Here is a 19256-nt window from a genome sequence, read left to right as displayed (position 1 = left end):
TGCAAGCTGCAAGCTGCAAGCTGCAAGCTGCAAGCTGCAAGAGCCTGGGGGATCGACGGAAGCCGTCAACTACCGGGCTTATTTAATTTCGCAGCCCGGGTGGACCACGCTTCACCGGTCCACCATTCGAGATCATGCCGAACACCGCTCCACCCTCGCCGCGAAACCGGTTTCGTGATCCCCGACAGGCCCGTACCGGGGGCCTTGCCGTAAGATCGCGCCATCACCGCCCAGCGCCCCGCCCGACCAGCCCGCCATTGACCGGCGACGACGAGACAAGGAGCCCGCCATGTCCTGGTGGAAACGCTTTACCCGCAACGCCGATACCCGCCAGACCATCCCAGCCGCCCCGACAGCCGAGGCGCAGGCTGCCCCCGAACAAACCAGCATCGAGCTGCGCCAGGGCACCGCCGAGTTCGAGCGCTTCATTACCGAGGCCGAGCTGGAACAGGGCAACCTCGCCCATGGCGCCGAGCACCTGGCCGAGCTGCTGAAGTTCGCCCCGGGCAACCCCGAATGGCTGGTCCTGGCCGAACGCTACCTGCAAACCGCCGGCACCCCGGCTGAAGCCGTGCTGCTGCCGCCGAGCGATCAGCGCTACGCCGCCACCGAGGCCCTGCGTTGCTGGATCATGGCCCGCGAAGGGCGGGTCGCCGACGCGGTGGACCTGCTCCTGCACGTCATCGACGCCGCCCCCGAAAGCGACTACCTCGACGCCTGGGCCCTCGGCTGGCTGGAGCCGGCCGGCGCCCTGGAGCAGCTGGATGCCGACCTGCAGATGCGCCTCTACGGCCGGCTCATCCAGCGCACCCCGGAAGCCCGCGAAGCCACCGCCCACGACCTCGCCAACACCCGCCGCTGGGCCGCACTGGCCAGTCGCATCCGGCCTTCGGACGATTTCGTCGCCCAATGGGCCATGCTGCACATCGGCCTGCTGCGCCGCGCCGCCCTGTTCGACCAGGCCCTGGAACTGGCCGGCCCGGTGCAGCAACAGGACTGGCACCAGGCGACCGCACGGGGCCTGGTGCTGCGCCAGCAGGGCCGCCCGGCGGAGGCCGACCTGGCCTTCAGCCAGGCCATGCAGCAGCAACCGGAAGAACTCAGCACCTACCTGGAGGCCGGCGACACCTGGCTGGAGAACCAGGGCTGGGCCCAGGCCATCAACTGGTACGACCAGGCCCTGGCGCTGCACCCGGAACATGCCTGGGCCGCCCCCTCGCGGGACTACTGCCAGTGGCGCGCCACGGGCGACGACGCCCTGCTGCAGCGGGTGATCGACGCCGCCAAGGCCGATAACGAGCGCGCCTACCAGCTGTGGTTCCTCGCCAGCGGCGCCCCGCCCCAACCCAACGACGCCAGCGCCAACGTCCTGCGCAAGATCCGCGACAGCCTGCTCGATGGCAGCTACAACGGCTCGCCCGGCGACAGCATCACCCTGCGCACCAGCTCCCTGGAGGCGCCGAGCAACGTCCTCGCCATCACCCTGGAACTCGCCGCCCATGGCCTGGCCGGTTGCAAGGTGGAGGTCACGGCCGAGTCCATCGCCCAGCCCGACCCGCGCCAGCCCCAGGGGCCGGTCGCCCACCTGCTCTGGCGCTATGAGGGCGACCAGGCGCAACCGGCCCTGCCGCCGCCGGGGGAAAAGGTCAGCACGCTGATCGCAGGGCTCGCCGCCAAGCCCTATGCCCGCGCCAACTGGGCCCAGGCCAGCCATGTGGCCGCCGGCCTGGAGGCTGACGAAGCGTTGCAGGTGCTGGCGACCCTGGTGCACCCGCCGGCGGTGCCCGACCGCTTGATTCCCGCGCTGCTCTGGCTCACCCGTGTGCAAAGCGCCGCCGCCCAGGTACTGGCCCATCTCGACAGCGGCTGGGAAGGTTCGCGGCGCCGCGAACTGCTGCTCTGCGCCCTGTTCGGGCCCAGTGACTGGACCACGGTGGCGGCCATCCGCGTGCTGGCGGCCATCGCCCACGACCAGCCGGCCCACGCGCTGGACATCCACACCTGCTTCGAACACCTGGAAAGCCAGCGCCCCGACGACGGCTACTGCTGCTGGCTGGAGCCGCTCTACGAGAGCTGGCAGCAGCTGCCACTGCTGTTCGACCATGAGCGCGAAACCTTGCGCCAGAAGCTCGCGCAGTTGCAGGAAGACGACGGCGACTCCGCGTGAATGCCACTTGTCTGTCGTATGACCGACCTTCATGTGTCAGCCAACGACCTATGAGTTAGAATGCGCGCCTTTCCACGTACCGATCCCTGAGAGGACCGCCATGTTCAGCCGTGATTTGACCCTCGCCCGCTACGATGCAGACCTCTTCGCCGCGATGGAGCAGGAAGCCCAGCGCCAGGAAGAGCACATCGAACTCATCGCCTCCGAGAACTACACCAGCCCGGCGGTGATGGAAGCCCAGGGTTCGGTACTGACCAACAAGTACGCCGAGGGTTACCCGGGCAAGCGCTACTACGGCGGTTGCGAGTACGTCGACGTCGTCGAGCAACTGGCCATCGACCGCGCCAAGGAACTGTTCGGCGCCGACTACGCCAACGTCCAGCCCCACGCCGGTTCCCAGGCCAACGCCGCTGTCTACCTGGCCCTGCTGTCGGCCGGTGACACCATCCTCGGCATGAGCCTGGCCCACGGCGGCCACCTGACCCACGGCGCCTCCGTCTCCTCCTCCGGCAAGCTGTACAACGCCGTGCAGTACGGCATCACCGACGCCGGTTTGATCGATTACGACGAAGTCGAGCGCCTGGCCGTCGAGCACAAGCCGAAGATGATCGTCGCCGGCTTCTCCGCCTATTCGCAGATCCTCGACTTCCCGCGCTTCCGCGCCATCGCCGACAAGGTAGGTGCCTACCTGTTCGTCGACATGGCCCACGTGGCCGGCCTGGTCGCCGCTGGCGTTTACCCGAACCCGGTGCCCTTCGCCGACGTGGTCACCACCACCACCCACAAGACCCTGCGCGGCCCGCGCGGCGGCCTGATCCTCGCTCGCAAGAACGAAGAGATCGAGAAGAAGCTCAACTCCGCCGTCTTCCCCGGCGCCCAGGGTGGCCCGCTGGAGCACGTCATCGCCGCCAAGGCCGTGTGCTTCAAGGAAGCCCTGCAGCCCGAGTTCAAGACCTACCAGCAGCAAGTGGTGAAAAACGCCCAGGCCATGGCCCAGGTGTTCATCGACCGCGGCTTCGACGTGGTCTCCGGCGGTACCCAGAACCACCTGTTCCTGCTGTCCCTGATCAAGCAGGACATCACCGGTAAGGACGCCGACGCTGCCCTGGGCCGCGCCTTCATCACCGTGAACAAGAACTCGGTACCCAACGACCCGCGCTCGCCCTTCGTCACCTCCGGCCTGCGCATCGGCACCCCGGCCGTCACCACCCGTGGCTTCAAGGAAGTCGAGTGCCGCGAGCTGGCCACCTGGATCTGCGACATCCTCGAGAACATGGGCGACGAGTCCGTGGTCGACCGCGTTCGCGAACAGGTCAAGGCCGTCTGCGCCAAGCTGCCGGTCTACGGCAACTAAGCGTCAGCGCTGACGAAAAAGCCCGGCTTATGCCGGGCTTTTTTATGCCTATCGCACAGGCCGTGGGGCCGCTGCGCGGCCCTTGGCGAATGAATTCCCCCCTACAGGTACGGGGTATCTCGGGGGTGGATGGCGCTCTTTTCATCCACCACCGGTGTTGAACCGGGCTCCGCTGCGGTGGACCGGTGAAGCGTGGTCCACCCTACACTTGCCGGGCACAACGTGCCGGCGGCACCTGGCGAATGAATTCGCCCCTACAGGCACGGGGTACGTCGGGGTGTAGGGTGGATGGCGCTTTTTCCATCCACCAGGGGTGTTGCCGGCAGCTCCGATGGTGGGCTGAAGCCCACCCTACGCTCTACGAATACCGGCCGTAGCCCGGGCTTCAGCCCGGGAAGGCGGCCATCAGAACCCCAACGTCGCCGACACCAGCCAGGTACGCGGGGTGGAGAGGGTGAGGCCGGTGGCTGTGCCGTCGGGGACGTTGGCGGAGGCCCAGTAGGCCTTGTCCATGACGTTCTCCACGCTGGCGCGCAGGGTCACGTCCGTCTCACCCACGGCGAAGGCGTAGCGGGCGCCGAGGTCGTAGCGCTGCCATGCGTCGGCCTTCTGGGTGTTGGCCTGGTCCAGGTACTGGGCGCCGGTGTGGATGGCCCGCGCGGTGAGGGTCAGCCCCTGTACCTGGGGCAAATCCCATTCCAGGCCGAGGTTGGCATTGAGGATAGGCGCGCCGATGGCGCGGTTGCCGTCATTGGTGCCATTGGCGGTGCGGGTCAGTTCGGCGTCCAGCAGCATGGCGCCGCCCAGTACGCGCACGCCTTCCAGCGGTTCGCCGAAGAGGTTCAGCTCCAGGCCCTGGTTGCGTTGCTCGCCATCGGGGCGCAGGTAGCCGTTCTCGGTGTAGTAGGCAGGCTTCTCGATGCGGAACAGGCTGAGGGTGGTGACGAGGCTGCCCATGTCGTACTTGATGCCCGCCTCCACCTGCTTGCTGCGGTAGGGTGCGAACACCTGGCCGGCGTTGTTGGCCGTCTCCGGGGCGGTCTGGCCCTGGGTCAGGCCTTCCATGTAGTTGGCGTAGAGCGACAGCGCCTCGGTGGTGCGCCAGACCACGCCCAGGGCCGGCGAGGTGGCGCTTTCGTCGTAGCGCTGGTCGGGCTCGCCCGGCTCGGAGCTGTCCACCTCCACCCGCTGCAGGCGCGCGCCCAGGGTCAGCAGCACCTGGTCATCGGCGAAGCTCAGGGTGTCGGCCAGCGCCAGGCTGGAGAGCACGCTCTCGGTGTGGGTCGGGTTGTCGGCGGCCGTGGGCGTGACCGGCACCGGCAGGGTCACCGGGTCGAACAGGTTGCTCACGCCATTGGCGTAGCGCGCACCGCTGTTGTCGAAGGTCATGTCGAAACGGTTGAGGCTGAGGTTGAGGGTGTGCCCCACCGAGCCCGTGGAGAACCAGTTGCGCAGGCCCACCGTAGCGGTTCGCACCTCCTCCTCACGCTGGAAGGCCCGCGGGCTGACCACGAAGCGCCCGGCGTCGTTGGTCAGCTGCACCGCATGGCGGAGGAAGTCGTAGTCGCCCCGGCGCGCACCGGCGGCGGCGTAGAGCATCAGCGACTCGCTCAGGTCGTACTCGCCACGCAGGGCGCCGAAGGTGTCCTTGGCGCGGGAGTAGGTCCAGGGCTGGGCGAAGTTGTGGTGGATGTCCTCGGCGTCCGGCACCTTGACCCCGGCGTTGAGGCCGACCCGCTCCATGGGCCCGTCGACGTCGCGCTCCTGGCGGCCCAGGTCGAGGGACAGGCGCACCCGCTCGGCGCGCAGGTCCAGCCCCAGCACGCCGGTGTCGCGCTCCAGGCTCTGGTGGTCCCACTCGGTGTCGCCGGATTGCTTCACGCCGTTGAAGCGCAGGCCGAAGCGCTGGTCGTCGCCGAAGCGCCGGCCGATGTCCACATGCCCGCCCAACTGGCCGGAAGAGGCGTGCATGGCGGTGAACTCGGTGGTCGGTTCGTCACCCGCGCGCTTGGGCTCGATATTCACGCTGCCGCCGACGCTGCCGTTGGGTGCCAGGCCGCCGAGCAGCGCGCCCGGGCCCTTGAGGATGTCGACCCGCTCGACCATCTCCATGTCGATGGAATAGGTGGGCAGCACACCGTAGAGGCCGCCATAGGCGACGTCGCTGTTGTACAGGCTGTAGCCCCGGATGGAGAACTGCTCGAAGCGCCCGGCGGAGGGGTTGGTGCTGCGTACCGAGGGGTCGCTGGCGACCACGTCGGCGAGGGTGCGGGCCTGCTGGTTCTTCACCGCCTCGCTGGTGTAGGAGGTGAGGTTGAAGGGCGTTTCCATGAAGTCCCGCTCGCCCAGCATGCCCAGCCCGCCACGACGGGAGACCTGGCCACCGGCGTAGTGATCGGCGCTGGCGCCACTGCCCTGCCCGGTGATGGCAATCGGCTGCAGTTGCTGCACGTTGCCGCCCTGGTCGGGTACCGGCAGCAGGGTGTAGCTGCCCTCGCCGGCCGGCTGCAGCATCAGGCCGGAGCCCTGGAGCAGGCGGGCGAAGCCTTCCTCCACACCGAAGTCGCCGTTCAAGCCGGCACTGCTGCGCCCGGAAACCAGGGCCGGGTCGACGGACAGGCTGACGCCCGCCTCGCCGGCGAAACGGGTCAGCGTCGCACCCAGGCTGCCGGCAGGGATCTGGTAGCTGCGGCGCGCACCGTCGTCGGCCCAACTGGCGGCGGACAGGCCGGCACAGCCCAGGGCCAGGAGCAGGGGCATCGCGCAGGGACGGAAGGAAAGGACTGCAGTCATCGAAAGGCTCTCTTTTTCGTTCTATTGCCAGTGATGACAGGCGAGCCGAAAAAAAGGGACAGCCCTCATGCAGGTGATTGCCGTGGCATCAGCGACACCCAGTAGCGGGTGCGGTAGTGCACCTCGATGGGCAGGCTGGCGGCCAGCAGGGCCAGGGCCTTGTCGGTGTCTTCCAGGCGGAAGGTACCGGTCACGGCGAGCGTTTCCAGCGCAGGGTCCCAGCGCAGCACGCCGGGTCGGTAGCGATCCAGCTCGCGCAGCACCGCACCCAGGCCACGGTTCTCGACGATCAGCACACCCTGCTGCCAGTCGGGCTGGCGGGTGTCGAAGGCTTCCACCCGGCCCACAGCGGAAGCACCCAGGCCGGCACGCTGGCCCGCCTGCAGGGTGACCGGCATGCCCTGGACAGGCTCCAGCCGCACCGTGCCGCGCGCCACCGACACCAGGCAGCCGTGGTCGAACTGGCGCACACAGAAGCGCGCGCCCGAGGCCTGCAGGCGACCGTCGCGGGTCTGCACCTGCAACTCGCTGACACCGTCCAGGGCTATTTCGCCCTCGACCAGGGCGAGTTGGTGGCGGCCGTCGTTGAAATCCAGGTTCACCGCGCTGGCGGTGTTGAGCTGCAAGCGCGTGCCGTCGGGCAGCTCCAGCGAACGCCGCTCGCCGGTGGCGGTGCGCAGGTCGGCGCTCCAGTTGGCGATGGGCATCTGCCGCCAGGCGAGCCAGCCGGCGGGTGCCAGGGCGCCGAGGGCGAGCATGCGCTTGAGGGTGGTGCGCCGCCCCAGGTCCGGGCGGTCGAGGCTGGCCAACGCCAGGGCGCCGGGCAGTTGGGCGAAGCGTTGGCGCAGGGCCTGGGCCTTCTGCCAGGCCTGTTCGTGGTCGCTGCTGCGGGCACGCCAGCGTTGCAACTCGGCATGGTCGGCCTCGCGGGCGCCGCCGGACTCCAGCAGCGTCAGCCAGTGCGCCGCCTCCCGCGCCACCTGGCGCGCCTGGGCCGAGGGCTGGGCACTCACAGGTCCACCAGCAGGCAGTGCTCATAGGCCTTGGCCATGTAGCGCTTCACCGTGCGTTCGGATACTTCCAGGCGCAGGGCGATGCTGGCGTAGTCGAGGCCTTCGAGCTGCGACCATAGGAAGGCGCGGCGCACCGCCAGCGGCAGGCCGTCGAGGAGTTCGTCCAGCGCCTCCAGGGTTTCCAGCAGCAGCCAGCGCTGTTCGGGCGAAGGCGCTTGCGCCTCCGGCAGGCTGGCCAGGGCGTCCAGGTAGGCGCGCTCCAGGCTGCGGCGCTGGTGGTGGTTGATCAGCAGGCGCTTGCCGACGGTGAGCAGGTAGGCCCGTGGCTCCTGCAGGCGCGGCAGCGGTTTGTCCTGGTGGGCGGCGAGAACGCGGACGAAGGTGTCCTGGGTCAGGTCGGCGGCATCCCAGGCGTTGCCCAGTCGGCGCCGCAGCCAGCTTTCCAGCCAGCTGCGGTGTTCGCGGTAGAGGGTATTGAGACAGGGTTCGGGTGCCGCGACTGCATCGTTCATGGGTGGCACGCCGGAGGGGTAAATGGAATCAAATGCGAGTGATTCTATTTACTTTTCCTTTACATTCCAACCCGGCAGGTCGCCCTTTCAGGCCTGCACCTCGGCGAAACCGGCGCGGATGCGCTCCTCCGGCAGGCCGTCGCCAATGAACACGATCACGCTCTCGCGCGCCTCGCCCTCCGCCCACTCGCTGTCCCAGTCGAAGCCGTACAGGCGCAGCACACCCTGGAACACCATGCGTCGGTCCTCGCCGGCGATGTCCAGCACGCCCTTGTAGCGCAGCAGTGCATTGCCGTGCTCTTCCAGCAGGCCTTCCATGAAGGTGCTGAGCTTGTCGAGGTCCAGCGCCTTGTCGCTCTTCAGCACCAGGGTGGAAATGCGGTCGGTGGAGCCGGCCGGGGTCAGCGGGCGCAGGCTCAGGCCGGAGCCGATGTCGGCGTTGAGGTTGAAGCCGCGCACGTCGAGCAGTTCGGCCAGGTCGATGCGGCCGTGGTCGACCACGCGGATCGGCGCGCGGCGGTTGATCCGCGACAGCCGCTGGCTGAGGGCCTCGAAGTGGGCGTCGTCCACCAGGTCGCGCTTGCTCACCAGGATGCGATCGGCAAACCCGACCTGGGCCTGGGCAATGGTCTCGGCCAGGTGGCGCTCGGCGTTGGCGGCATCCACCAGGGTGATGATGCCGTCCAGCACGTAGCGCTCGCAGAGCTCCTCGTCGGCGAAGAAGGTCTGCGCCACCGGCGCCGGGTCGGCCAGGCCGGTGCACTCGATCACCAGGCGGTCGAAGGCCAGCTCGCCGGCGTCCAGGCGCTCCAGCAGCAGGTACAGGGTCTTCTCCAGCTCGACGTGGATGGAGCAGCAGACGCAGCCGTTGGCCAGGGTCATCACCTGCACCGGCTCGCTGCCGAGCAGTTGGCCGTCGATGGGCGTCTCGCTGAATTCGTTCTCGATCACCGCGATCTTCAGGCCGTGCTCGGCCTTGAGGATGTGCTTGAGCAGCGTGGTCTTGCCGGCGCCGAGAAAGCCGCTGAGCACGGTGACGGGGATGGGTGTTGAGTACATCGTGATCTCCAAAAGACACGCGCCACGACTCAGCGTGGCGCGGTTGTACCTCAACCTGTCTCGCCAGGCGCCGCGAGCGCAGCAGCCTGGCGAAGCACGTTTAACAGCAGCGGATGGGCCGCCCTTTGCCGCCACCGTAGCGCGCTTCCTGGCGCTCGCGGAAGAACTCCTCGTAGCTCATCACCGGTTTGTCCGGGTGCTTGCCACGCATGTGCTCGACGTAGTTGTCGTAGTCGGGCATGCCGACCAGCATGCGTGCGGCCTGCCCCAGGTACTTACCCATGCGGCTCAGGTCATTGAACATGCGCGTTCACTCCTCAGGCATCCGGGATCGGCTGGAAGGGCGATTCCTTGTCGGTGCGCTCCGGCTTGGCCCAGGCACTGCGTCCCACCTTGATGGCGTAGAACAGGATGCTGAGGACCACGAACAGGAAGAGCACGGTCAGGGTCGAGTTGGTGTAGGCGTTGAAGATCACGTGCTGCATCTGCGCCATGTCCTTGGCCGGGGCCAGGATCTGGCCGGCGTCGGCGGCGTCGCTGTACTTCTTGGCCAGGGCGAGGAAGCCCACCGCCGGGTTCGGGTCGAGCAGCTTGATCAGGCCCGCGGTGGTGGTGCAGATCAGCAACCAGGTGGCCGGCACCAGGGTGACCCAGACGTAGCGCTGGCGCTTCATCTTGATCAGCACCACGCAGCCGAGCATCAGGGCGATACCGGCGAGCATCTGGTTGGAGATGCCGAACAGCGGCCACAGGGTGTTGATGCCGCCCAGCGGGTCGATCACGCCTTGGTACAGCAGCCAGCCCCACATGGCCACGCAGCCGGCGGTGGCGATGACGTTGGCGGTCCAGGACTCGGTGCGTTTCAGCGCCGGCACGAAGTTGCCCAGCAGGTCCTGCAGCATGAAGCGCCCGGCACGGGTACCGGCGTCCACCGCGGTAAGGATGAACAGCGCCTCGAAGAGGATCGCGAAGTGGTACCAGAACGCCATGGTGTTCTCGCCCGGCAACACCTGGTGGAGGATCTGCGCGATGCCCACGGCCAGGGTCGGCGCACCACCGGCACGGGCCAGGATGGTGTGCTCGCCGATATCACGGGCGGTGGCTTCGAGCACTTCCGGGGTGATAGCGAAGCCCCAGTTGCTGACGGTGGCCGCCACGCTGGCGACGTCGGTACCGACCACGGCCGGCGGGCTGTTCATGGCGAAGTACACGCCCGGCTCGATCACCGAGGCGGCGACCATGGCCATGATGGCGACGAAGGACTCCATCAGCATGCCGCCGTAGCCGATGTAGCGGGCATGGGATTCGTTGGCCAGCAGCTTGGGCGTGGTGCCGGAGCTGATCAGCGCATGGAAGCCGGAGACGGCGCCACAGGCGATGGTGATGAACAGGAATGGGAACAGGCCGCCCTTCCACACCGGGCCGGTGCCGTCGACGAACTGGGTCAGCGCCGGCATCTTCAGCTCGGGCATGGTCACCAGGATGCCGATGGCCAGGGCGATGATGGTGCCGATCTTGAGGAAGGTCGACAGGTAGTCACGGGGCGCCAGCACCAGCCACACGGGCAGCACGGCGGCGACGAAACCGTAGCCGATCAGCATCCAGGTGATCTGCACGCCGGTGAAGGTGAAGGCCGGGCCCCAGACCGGGTCGGCGGCCACCTGGCCACCGAGCCAGATCGACAGCAGCAACAGCACCACGCCCACCAGCGAAATCTCGCCGATACGGCCCGGGCGGATGTAGCGCATGTAGATACCCATGAACATCGCGATGGGAATGGTCGCCATCACCGTGAACATGCCCCAGGGGCTCTCGGCCAGGGCCTTGACCACGATCAGCGAGAGCACCGCAAGGATGATGATCATGATCAGGAAGGCGCCGAACAGCGCAATGGTGCCGGGTATCTGGCCCATCTCCTCGCGCACCAGCTCGCCCAGGGAGCGGCCGTTGCGACGGGTGGAGATGAACAGGACCATGAAGTCCTGCACCGCACCGGCGAGAACCACGCCGGCGATCAGCCAGAGCGTACCGGGCAGGTAGCCCATCTGCGCCGCGAGTACCGGGCCCACCAGCGGGCCGGCGCCGGCGATGGCGGCGAAGTGGTGACCGAAGAGGATGTGCTTGTTGGTCGGGACGTAGTCCAAACCGTCGTTGTTGAGCAGCGCGGGGGTCGCGCGGGTCGGGTCCAGCTGCATCACCTTGGTGGCGATGAACAGGCTGTAGTAGCGGTAAGCGACAAGGTAAAGGGCAACGGCTGCGACCACGATCCACAAGGCGTTGATCGCCTCGCCGCGGCGTAGTGCAACCACACCCAAGGCACATGCGCCGACCACCGCCAGCACTGCCCAGGGCAGGTGGCGCATGACGCTATTGTTATTGTTCATAGGGAGCTCCGAATGGATAGACAGACAAGCTGCCGCACAAGCTTAGCTCCTCCCTGGCGAAACTGAAGTCAGACCTTGGTCTAGAGCCTTCGGCCACTGTCGTCGGGGTGGTCGGACGAGGCCGAATCCTGGGGGCGGGGAGTGCTTGCCAGGGGTTGCGAGGTGGCTGGAGGAGAGCGGTGGGCTGAAGCGGAGCGCCGCCCGGCCCACCCTACGCCCACCCTGTGCCCTGAACCCTAAGCCTGCGCCAGACCTTGTAGGTCGGGTGCAACCCGACATTGCGGCGTGCAGGATTCGCGGGGCTCACCCACCCTGCTCAAGCCCGCCAATCACCGGGCATGAAAAAGCCGGGCATCGCCCGGCTCCTTCGTTACCGCTGCCGATCAGGCCGGCTGCTTGGCGTAGCGTGCCAGTTGCTGATCGCGGCTCATCACTTCCAGGGTGTTGGCCAGCACCTGCTCGCCGGTTACGTCCGGGGCGGAGAAGATGGTGGAGAAGTTCTCCTGGGCGATCTTGGCGAAGTGTGCGCGGTCGCCCTGTTCCACGCCCAGCAGGGTGGCGTAGGCGTCCAGCGCTTCGCCCTGGCCCTGGGCCATGTCTTCGGCGATGTTGTCGAGCATGCCATTCATGGCCAGCATCGAGCGGCCGCCGTAGCCGATCTTGGCGCCGACATCGCAGCCGTTGGTACCGGAGGTCATGCCGAAGGTGGCGTTGCCCGAGGTGCCGTTGGTGGTAGTGGCCAGGAAGTGCGGTGCGAAGCCGCGCTGACCTTCGAACAGCATGTTGCCCCAGCCGCAGCCATTACCACCAGCAGCGTCGGCATGTGCCGCCACGCTGCCCATGCTCAGAAGTCCCACAATCACACCTTTGACCAGCAGTCGGTTGTCCATTAGCTGCACTCCACAATCATCAAGAGGGGTAAATACGCCTAAGCAGCTTTGGCGACACTTGGCGAACTGTCAAACCAGGCGGCCCTGCCGTGCGCCCAATGACCATGCCGCCTGCGGAGATGTGACGAGGTTGGCGGGCAGCCCTTGCCGGCCTTGCGGATTGGGAGTCTAATCCGCCGCGAACGGGCCTCGCGCCCGGGCCACGTCACGATGAAGACCATGTACGGCCTCCCCCGCCGCAGGATCGCGGCCCTCTTCTTCCTACTCGCATTGACCGGCGGCTGCCGCGAAGAGGCGTCCCTGCCCTTCGACCAGCAACTCTACGTCTGGCAGCGCCAATGGCTGCCCGCCCACGCCGAAGCGCTCGCCGCCAGCCACACCGACTTCTCCACCCTGCGCGTGCTCGCCCTGCAGGCCCACCCCGGTGCCGGTTGGTCGCGCATCCGCGTCGACGCCTCGCTGCTGCGCGCCGATGGACGGCCACTGGTGGCGGTAGTACGCCTCGACGGCCAGCTGCCGCAACTGGACGCACAACGGGCACGGGAGGAAATCACCGCGCTGCTGGCCGACTGGCAGGCCGCCGGCCTCACCCCCCAGGCCCTGGAGATCGACCACGACTGCGCCAGCGCGCGCCTGCCCGGCTACACCCGCTTCCTCGCCGAGCTGCGCCAGGCCCTGCCACCGGGCCTGCGCATGGGCATCACCGCCCTGCCCGCCTGGCTCTCCAGCCCGGACCTGGACGCACTGCTGGCCCAGGTGGACGGCAGCGTGCTGCAGGTCCACGGCGTCAGCGCCCCGGAGCAGGGGCTGTTCGATGCCGACAAGGCGTTCGCCTGGGCCCAGCGCTGGGCCGAACACAGCGAACGCCCCTTCCTGCTCGCCTTGCCCGCCTACGGTGCCGGCCTCATCAGCAGTGCCAGCGGCCCCCAGGTGGAAAGCGAAGCGCCGCTGAACCTAGCCGGCGAGCGCCGCGAACTCAGCGCCGACCCGCAGCAGGTCGCCGCCCTGGTCCAGCGCCTGCGGGATGAACGCCCCGCCCACCTCGCCGGGCTCATCTGGTTCCGCCTGCCCCTGCCGGGCGATCGCCGCGCCTGGCCCCTGGCGACCTTGCGCGCCGTGGCCCGGGGCGAGCCGCTGGCAGCAGCACTGGCCGTCCAGGTGGAACGCCCACGGGATGATGACCTTCGCGAACTCAGCCTCACCAATACCGGCAATGCCCCCGGCCCGCTGCCGCAGCGGCTGGACATCGCCGCCCGGGACTGCCAGGCCTTCGACGCCCTGCCCGGCTACCGCATGCAACGCAGCGACACGGGCCTGGTGCTGGAGCGCCAGGCCGCCGCCGAACTCGCCGCCGGCCAGCGCCGTGCGCTGGGCTGGGCCCGCTGCTCCGAACTCGATCAAGGAGGAATCCATGTACGCCCCTGAGCGTCGCCCTGCCCGTCTCGCCCTGGCCATCGCCCTCGCCCTGCCGCTCGGCAGCGCCCTGGCCTGCGGCCCGGACTTCTCCATGCGCCTGCTGGACGACCGCGCCAACAGCCTGGCCGAGCTGCCCGAAGGCAACTTCGCCTTCGAGATCACCCGCCTGGCACCGCCCATCCCCGGGCTCAAGCAGGTCACCGAGGCCAGCCTGGTGCCGCGCTGGGAGGAGGACAACGGCGCCTATCTGCAGCAGCGTGACGAGCGCGAGAAAAGCGAGCTGGGCGAAGCGATGTGGAAGCGCGTGCAAACCCTGCGCGGCCTCGATGACGCCCAGCGGGCCGAAGCGGAAGGCCAGGACCTGCCCGCCGAAATCCGCCTCTACACCGCCGGCGCCGTAGCCTTCCAGGGCGACCCGGCGCTGGCCGTGGACTACTTCCGCCGCGTCCTCGCACTGCCGGACGCCGAGCGTCGCACCCGCAGCACCTGGGCCGCCTACTCCATGGGCCGCACTCTGGCCGCCAGCAGCCGCTTCCTGCCTGCCAGCAACGAAGTGCTCAGCGACGAGGAAATCACCCAGCGCCTGCACGCCAATGCCGAATCCGCCAGGGAGGCCTTCCGCCTCACCCGCAAACTGGCCATCGAGGGCTTCGACGACCCGCTGGAGCTGGCCGCCGCCAGCCTCGGTGAGGAAGCCCTGCTGGCCAAGGAAGCCGGCGACTGGGGCGAGGCCATCCGCCTCTACGCCAACCAGGCGACGCTGCACTCCAACACCGGCTACAGCTCCCTGCGCCAGCTGAGCGGGGAGCTGGCGCGCATGCCCGACGAGCAGTTGGTGCCGCTGCTGGCGGTGCCCGAGGTGCAACAACTGCTGACGGTGCGCCTGCTCACCCGGATCGGCTGGTTCTACTACGAACAGCCCAACGGCGAGCAGCACCTGGCCGAACTGCTGATGGCCCTCGACGCCGCCGAACTGCCCAACGCCGACCGCCTCGCCGCGCTCGCCTACCGCGTCGGCCGTTACGACGATGCCGAACGCTTCCTGGCCAAAGCCGGGGACAGCGGCCTCGCCTGGTGGCTGCGTGCCAAGCTGGCCCTGCGTGCCGGCGACACCCCGCGCGCCGCCGAAGCCTACGCCCGGGCCGCCAAGGCCTTCCCCGAAGACGAGAAATGGGGCGCCCGGCGCACCGCCGGCTGGGAGTGGGAAACCATCACGCCGCGCTGCCGGGTGGAAGGCGAAAGCGCCATCCTCGCGCTGCAGCGCGGCGACTACCTGGAGGCTTTCGACAACCTCTACCGCAGCGGCGAGATCTACTGGATGGATGCCGCCGCCGTGGCCGAGCGGGTGCTCACCCTCGACGAGCTGAAGGGCTACGTGGACGCCAAGGTCGTCGCGCCGCCCCCTCAAACCCAGGAAGACCGCGACGCCTATCGCCCGCAACCGGTGGCCGCCTCCCTGCGCGAGCTGCTGGGCCGCCGCCTGCTGCGCGAAGGCCGCTACGACGAAGCCCCGGCCTATTTCGAGAGCGACGAGCTGCGCGCCGCCGCCCTTGAATACGGCCAGGCCCGCGAACAGGCGCAAAGCCGCTGGACCGGCATCGGCCGCGCCGAGGCCTACTACACCGCCGCCCGCCTGGCCCGTCGGCAGGGCATGGAGCTGCTGGGCTACGAGATGTCCCCGGACTTCCACGCCCTGGGCGGCAACTTCGCCTTCACCCAGGTGAACCCGCTGCAGGCCGGCGGGCTGCTCTCCGCGGACGAGGTTCAGCGGCAGAACGCCAACCTGGCCCAGCCCAATGTGCGCTACCACTACCGCTGGGTCGCCGCCGACCTCACCGAGCGCGCCGCCGACGACCTGCCCCACACCAGCCAGGCCTTCGCCGCCGTGCTGTGCAAGGGCAGCGGCTGGGTGCAGTACAGCGACCTCCCCCGCGCCCAGGCCATCTACCGGCGGTACGTCGAGCACGGCCCCTTCGTGGAGTGGGCCGGCAATTTCGGCATGAACTGCGAGGAGCCGGACTTCGAAAGCGCCCACGGCCGCCTGTGGGAAGAACGTGAACAGGCCGTGCGCGATGGGCTCTACTCCATCAGGTACGGCCTCGCTGCCGGCACCGCACTGTTGCTGGGTGCCGCCGGTGCCTGGCTGTGGCGACGCCGTTCCCGATGAGCGGCAGCCCCGAGCCTTGTCTATAGTTGTGTGAATTGAGCAGGAGCCACGCCATGAGTGACACAGACAACGAGCGCCGACGCTTTCACCGCATCGCGTTCGATGCCGCCACCGAGATCGCCCAGGACGAGCGTCGCTGGAACGTCGAGCTGCAGGACATCTCCCTGAAGGGCCTGCTGGTGGAGCGCCCGAGCAACTGGAACGGCGACCCCGACCAGCCGTTCCTGGCCACCGTCCGCCTCAGCGGCGACACCCAGGTGCGCATGGAGGTGGTGCTGACCCGCGTGCAGAAAGACCAGCTGGGCTTCGTCTGCCAGCACGTCGACCTGGACTCCATCGCCCACCTGCGCCGCCTGGTGGAACTCAACCTCGGCGACGAAGACCTGCTGGAACGCGACCTCGCCGCCCTGGTAGAGAAGTAGGGGTTACTCGAACAGGGCATCCAGCGCCTGTTCCAGGCGCGTTACCGCAATCACCCGCAGCCCCGGCGGCGCCTCCTTCGGGGCGTTGCCCTTGGGCACGATGGCGCGCTTGAAGCCGTGCTTGCCGGCCTCCTTCAGGCGCTCCTGGCCGCTCGGTACCGGGCGCACCTCGCCCGACAGCCCCACCTCGCCGAACACCAGCAGGTCATGCTCCAGCGGGCGGTTGCGCAGGCTCGACATGATCGCCGCGATCAGCGCCAGGTCGGACGCCGTCTCCAGCACCTTGACCCCGCCCACCACGTTGAGGAACACGTCCTGGTCGTGGGTGGGAATGCCGCCGTGGCGGTGCAATACCGCCAGCAGCATGGCCAGGCGGTTCTGGTCCAGGCCCAGGGTGACCCGGCGCGGGTTGGCCAGGTGGCTGGTGTCCACCAGCGCCTGCACCTCCACCAGCATTGGCCGCGAGCCTTCCCAGGTGGCCATGACCACGCTGCCGGGCACCGCTTCCTGGGCCCGGGTGAGGAAGATCGCCGAAGGGTTGGAAACCTCCTTCAGGCCCTTGTCGGTCATGCCGAACACGCCCAGTTCGTTGACCGCGCCGAAGCGGTTCTTCACCGCCCGCAGCAGGCGCAGGCGGCCATCGGATTCACCCTCGAAATACAGCACGGTGTCGACCATGTGCTCCAGCACGCGCGGGCCCGCCAGGGCGCCCTCCTTGGTCACGTGGCCCACCAGGAAGATCGCCGTGCCGCTCTGCTTGGCATAGCGCACCAGCAGCGCCGCGCTCTCGCGCACCTGGGCCACGCCGCCGGGGGCGGACTGCAATTGCTCGGTGAAGATGGTCTGGATGGAGTCGATCACCATCACCTTGGGCTTCTCCACCCGGGCGGTGGCGATGATGCTTTCGATGCAGGTCTCGGTCATCACCTTGAGCTTGTCTTCCGGCAGCCCAAGGCGGCGGGCGCGCATGGCGACCTGCTGCTGGGATTCCTCACCGGTGACATAGAGCGCGGGGAAGCGCGAGGCGATGTTGCACAGGGTCTGCAACAGGATGGTGGATTTGCCGATGCCGGGATCGCCGCCGATCAGCACCACCGAGCCGTCCACCAGGCCGCCACCGAGCACGCGGTCGAGCTCGGCGGAGGCGGTGGAGAAGCGCGGCATTTCCTCGACGCTGACTTCGGCCAGGGTCTTGATCTGCGCCTGGCCACCGGCCCAGCCGGCGCGCCCGCTGGGGGGCGCGGCGCCGTCGATGACGGTTTCAACCAGGGTGTTCCAGGCCCCGCAATCGCCGCACTGGCCGGCCCATTTGGGGAAGGTCGAGCCGCACTCGGTGCAGCCGTACATGCGCTTGGCCTTGGCCATCAGCGGACTCCGTCAGACGAAAGCCCGCATGATAGCGGATCAACCCTTGCAGGCGCGCCCGCAGCCGCAGCAGCCTTCCTTGCGCTCCGGCGCCTTGAGCGCCTGCAGGTTCTGCAACAGGCCATCGCGGCGCATGCGCAGGGCCTGGAGGCTGGAACCGTCCAGCGGCTCGCTGCCCTGTTCGATGCGGCCGATGCGCTTTTCCAGCAGTTCGTACTGTTCGCGCAGGCGCGCCGTGCGCTCTTCGGCGCGACGCGCCTCGTACAGGGCCTTGCGGTCACGCTCGGGGGCGGCATTGGGAAGGGTGTCGTAGACGGTCATGGCGACGGCTCCGGAAGGGGAAATGGGCGCCAGACTACCCAGCGCGCCTCCCCGCCGTTTTGACGCCGATCAACGCCTCAATGGCTCTTCAGCAGCTGGGCGATCTCGTCCTTCAGGGCCACCCGCTGCATTTTCAGGCTGTGCAGGGCGAGGTCATCGAGGGCGTGTTTGCCGTCCTCCACTTCATAGATGCGGGCGTCGAGGCGCTGGTACTCCTGCGCCAGACGGGAAAAATGCACGTTGTGCTGACGCATCTCGCGCATCGTGTCGCGATGTTCGGGGAACTCGCGGTCCAGGGGGTGATGTTCGAGCGGCATGGTCAGGCTCCTCACTGGCGAAAACTCCCTTGAGGCTAGACCAAGCGGCCACGATGTCGCTGGCCGATGCACCACCGCCGGGAGGTTTTCAGTGAACAGTCGTAGCTGTGCGCCGGTCCCTGGAAGCACTAGGATTGTCCGCCTGACCGAGGAGAACCCCCGATGCTGGAGCTGCGCCCTAGCTGCGAAGCCTGTTCCCGCCCTCTGCCGCCATCGAGCGCCGATGCACGCATCTGCTCCTTCGAGTGCACCTTCTGCGCCGCCTGCGCCGAGCGCCTGGAGAACGTCTGCCCCAACTGCGGCGGCGGTTTCTACCCGCGCCCGGTGCGGCCGAAAGTACTGCTGAACCGCTACCCCGCCACCGGCGTGAAGGTGGAAAAGCCGGTGGACAGCCGCGTCCACGCCGACTTCTGCAGCCTTTATCGGCACATGGAACCGCAACATCGCTGAGATGGCACGGTCAGAACACTCGGTTACACTTTCAGCCCATAACCAGACCCAGGGGAGCGGTACATGAGCCTATTGAACGAATTCAAGGCCTTCGCGGTGAAAGGCAACGTGGTCGACATGGCGGTGGGCATCATCGTCGGTGCGGCCTTCGGCAAGATCGTCTCGTCCTTCGTCGGCGACGTGGTCATGCCCCCCATCGGCCTGCTGATCGGCGGCGTCGACTTCACCGACTTGGCCATCACCCTCAAGGCCGCCCAGGGCGATATCCCGGCGGTGGTGCTGAGCTACGGCAAGTTCATCCAGACGGTGCTGGACTTCGTCATCGTCGCCTTCGCCATCTTCATGGGCGTGAAGGCCATCAACAAGCTCAAGCGCGAAGAAGCCGTGGCCCCCTCCGCTCCGCCGGTCCCGACGCCGGAGGAAGTGCTGCTGACCGAAATCCGCGACCTGCTCAAATCGCAGCAGCAGGATAAGCAGCCCTAACCTGATTGTCTTCGCGAACATGAAAACGGCGCCCGATGGCGCCGTTTCCGTTTTATGCCCCCGTAGCCCGGGCTTCAGCCCGGGAACACCGGCCACTCCGTTCCCCGACCACCGGGACAACGTTCCCGTAGGGCGGGTGAAAC

General features: G+C 68.0%; 17 protein-coding genes. 7 read left to right on the top strand and 10 right to left on the bottom strand.

Features of this window, described 5'->3' with window-relative positions; all coding sequences use genetic code 11:
- Positions 1-289 precede the first annotated feature (289 nt).
- Both OEJ36_RS25985 and glyA read left to right on the top strand, forming a co-directional pair.
- On the top strand, positions 290-2167 hold the full coding sequence (locus OEJ36_RS25985) for a hypothetical protein (RefSeq protein ID WP_263403973.1): 1878 nt from the start codon (positions 290-292) through the stop codon (positions 2165-2167).
- Positions 2168-2267: 100 nt separating this feature from the next.
- Entirely contained in the window at positions 2268-3521 is a 1254-nt protein-coding gene (glyA, locus tag OEJ36_RS25980; protein ID WP_263403972.1) for a serine hydroxymethyltransferase, read from the top strand.
- A 405-nt stretch (positions 3522-3926) separates the two neighbouring features.
- Here glyA and OEJ36_RS25975 read toward each other — a convergent pair whose 3' ends face one another.
- From OEJ36_RS25975 to OEJ36_RS25945, 7 genes are all read right to left on the bottom strand, one after another.
- Positions 3927-6314 (bottom strand): TonB-dependent receptor, encoded by a 2388-nt coding sequence (locus tag OEJ36_RS25975; protein ID WP_263403971.1) that lies wholly within the window; start codon positions 6312-6314, stop codon positions 3927-3929.
- Between the two features lie 65 nt (positions 6315-6379).
- The gene (locus OEJ36_RS25970) at positions 6380-7327 is read right to left on the bottom strand and encodes a FecR domain-containing protein (protein ID WP_263403970.1); all 948 of its coding nucleotides are present in this window, start codon (positions 7325-7327) and stop codon (positions 6380-6382) included.
- Positions 7324-7839, bottom strand: a complete 516-nt coding sequence (locus OEJ36_RS25965) for a sigma-70 family RNA polymerase sigma factor (protein ID WP_263403969.1) — start codon at positions 7837-7839, stop codon at positions 7324-7326. The genes OEJ36_RS25970 and OEJ36_RS25965 overlap by 4 nt, the downstream gene beginning before the upstream one ends.
- Positions 7840-7926: 87 nt before the next feature.
- Positions 7927-8898, bottom strand: coding sequence for a GTPase (gene yjiA / locus OEJ36_RS25960; protein WP_263403968.1), 972 nt, complete (start codon positions 8896-8898; stop codon positions 7927-7929).
- A gap of 100 nt (positions 8899-8998) precedes the next feature.
- Positions 8999-9202, bottom strand: a complete 204-nt coding sequence (locus tag OEJ36_RS25955; RefSeq protein ID WP_021218787.1) for a YbdD/YjiX family protein — start codon at positions 9200-9202, stop codon at positions 8999-9001.
- A gap of 13 nt (positions 9203-9215) precedes the next feature.
- Entirely contained in the window at positions 9216-11282 is a 2067-nt protein-coding gene (locus tag OEJ36_RS25950; protein WP_263403967.1) for a carbon starvation CstA family protein, read from the bottom strand.
- 383 nt (positions 11283-11665) lie between these two features.
- A complete protein-coding gene (locus OEJ36_RS25945) occupies positions 11666-12172 on the bottom strand; it encodes a DUF3015 domain-containing protein (protein ID WP_263403966.1) in 507 nt (168 codons plus the stop codon).
- Between the two features lie 219 nt (positions 12173-12391).
- Between OEJ36_RS25945 and OEJ36_RS25940 the strand changes: the two genes are divergently transcribed.
- Genes OEJ36_RS25940 through OEJ36_RS25930 form a run of 3 tightly spaced genes read left to right on the top strand, consistent with a single transcriptional unit; the run spans position 12392 to position 16177 of the window.
- The gene (locus OEJ36_RS25940) at positions 12392-13597 is read left to right on the top strand and encodes a DUF3142 domain-containing protein (RefSeq protein ID WP_263403965.1); all 1206 of its coding nucleotides are present in this window, start codon (positions 12392-12394) and stop codon (positions 13595-13597) included.
- Positions 13584-15755 carry a hypothetical protein gene (locus OEJ36_RS25935; RefSeq protein ID WP_263403964.1) on the top strand — a complete coding sequence of 724 codons (2172 nt, stop codon included), beginning with the start codon at positions 13584-13586 and terminating at the stop codon, positions 15753-15755. Before OEJ36_RS25940 ends, OEJ36_RS25935 begins: the two co-directional genes overlap by 14 nt.
- A 53-nt stretch (positions 15756-15808) precedes the next feature.
- Entirely contained in the window at positions 15809-16177 is a 369-nt protein-coding gene (locus OEJ36_RS25930) for a PilZ domain-containing protein (protein WP_263403963.1), read from the top strand.
- 3 nt (positions 16178-16180) lie between these two features.
- Here the strand turns inward: OEJ36_RS25930 and radA are convergent, their stop codons facing one another.
- The 3 genes from radA to OEJ36_RS25915 all read right to left on the bottom strand — a co-directional run bounded on the left by radA (position 16181) and on the right by OEJ36_RS25915 (position 18180).
- The gene (radA, locus tag OEJ36_RS25925) at positions 16181-17542 is read right to left on the bottom strand and encodes a DNA repair protein RadA (RefSeq protein ID WP_021218793.1); all 1362 of its coding nucleotides are present in this window, start codon (positions 17540-17542) and stop codon (positions 16181-16183) included.
- A 39-nt stretch (positions 17543-17581) separates the two neighbouring features.
- The gene (locus tag OEJ36_RS25920) at positions 17582-17863 is read right to left on the bottom strand and encodes a YdcH family protein (protein WP_021218794.1); all 282 of its coding nucleotides are present in this window, start codon (positions 17861-17863) and stop codon (positions 17582-17584) included.
- A gap of 77 nt (positions 17864-17940) precedes the next feature.
- Entirely contained in the window at positions 17941-18180 is a 240-nt protein-coding gene (locus tag OEJ36_RS25915; RefSeq protein WP_021218795.1) for a YdcH family protein, read from the bottom strand.
- Between the two features lie 162 nt (positions 18181-18342).
- Between OEJ36_RS25915 and OEJ36_RS25910 the strand changes: the two genes are divergently transcribed.
- Positions 18343-18630, top strand: a complete 288-nt coding sequence (locus OEJ36_RS25910; RefSeq protein WP_263403962.1) for a DUF1272 domain-containing protein — start codon at positions 18343-18345, stop codon at positions 18628-18630.
- Positions 18631-18693: 63 nt separating this feature from the next.
- The gene (gene mscL / locus OEJ36_RS25905) at positions 18694-19113 is read left to right on the top strand and encodes a large-conductance mechanosensitive channel protein MscL (protein WP_263403961.1); all 420 of its coding nucleotides are present in this window, start codon (positions 18694-18696) and stop codon (positions 19111-19113) included.
- Positions 19114-19256 lie beyond the last annotated feature (143 nt).

This window comes from Pseudomonas sp. PDM13 (assembly GCF_025685765.1).
GTDB lineage: Bacteria > Pseudomonadota > Gammaproteobacteria > Pseudomonadales > Pseudomonadaceae > Metapseudomonas > Metapseudomonas solani.
This window is presented reverse-complemented; position numbering and strand designations above follow the sequence as displayed.

Excerpts from the sequence above, each read along its gene's own strand:
- OEJ36_RS25985 (WP_263403973.1), top strand. The coding sequence starts at position 290 with ATGTCCTGGTGGAAACGCTTTACCCGCAACGCCGATACCCGCCAGACC.
- glyA (WP_263403972.1), top strand. The coding sequence starts at position 2,268 with ATGTTCAGCCGTGATTTGACCCTCGCCCGCTACGATGCAGACCTCTTC.
- OEJ36_RS25975 (WP_263403971.1), bottom strand. The coding sequence starts at position 6,314 with ATGACTGCAGTCCTTTCCTTCCGTCCCTGCGCGATGCCCCTGCTCCTG.
- OEJ36_RS25965 (WP_263403969.1), bottom strand. The coding sequence starts at position 7,839 with ATGAACGATGCAGTCGCGGCACCCGAACCCTGTCTCAATACCCTCTAC.
- yjiA (WP_263403968.1), bottom strand. The coding sequence starts at position 8,898 with ATGTACTCAACACCCATCCCCGTCACCGTGCTCAGCGGCTTTCTCGGC.
- OEJ36_RS25955 (WP_021218787.1), bottom strand. The coding sequence starts at position 9,202 with ATGTTCAATGACCTGAGCCGCATGGGTAAGTACCTGGGGCAGGCCGCA.
- OEJ36_RS25950 (WP_263403967.1), bottom strand. The coding sequence starts at position 11,282 with ATGAACAATAACAATAGCGTCATGCGCCACCTGCCCTGGGCAGTGCTG.
- OEJ36_RS25945 (WP_263403966.1), bottom strand. The coding sequence starts at position 12,172 with ATGGACAACCGACTGCTGGTCAAAGGTGTGATTGTGGGACTTCTGAGC.
- OEJ36_RS25940 (WP_263403965.1), top strand. The coding sequence starts at position 12,392 with ATGTACGGCCTCCCCCGCCGCAGGATCGCGGCCCTCTTCTTCCTACTC.
- OEJ36_RS25935 (WP_263403964.1), top strand. The coding sequence starts at position 13,584 with ATGTACGCCCCTGAGCGTCGCCCTGCCCGTCTCGCCCTGGCCATCGCC.
- OEJ36_RS25930 (WP_263403963.1), top strand. The coding sequence starts at position 15,809 with ATGAGTGACACAGACAACGAGCGCCGACGCTTTCACCGCATCGCGTTC.
- radA (WP_021218793.1), bottom strand. The coding sequence starts at position 17,542 with ATGGCCAAGGCCAAGCGCATGTACGGCTGCACCGAGTGCGGCTCGACC.
- OEJ36_RS25920 (WP_021218794.1), bottom strand. The coding sequence starts at position 17,863 with ATGACCGTCTACGACACCCTTCCCAATGCCGCCCCCGAGCGTGACCGC.
- OEJ36_RS25915 (WP_021218795.1), bottom strand. The coding sequence starts at position 18,180 with ATGCCGCTCGAACATCACCCCCTGGACCGCGAGTTCCCCGAACATCGC.
- OEJ36_RS25910 (WP_263403962.1), top strand. The coding sequence starts at position 18,343 with ATGCTGGAGCTGCGCCCTAGCTGCGAAGCCTGTTCCCGCCCTCTGCCG.
- mscL (WP_263403961.1), top strand. The coding sequence starts at position 18,694 with ATGAGCCTATTGAACGAATTCAAGGCCTTCGCGGTGAAAGGCAACGTG.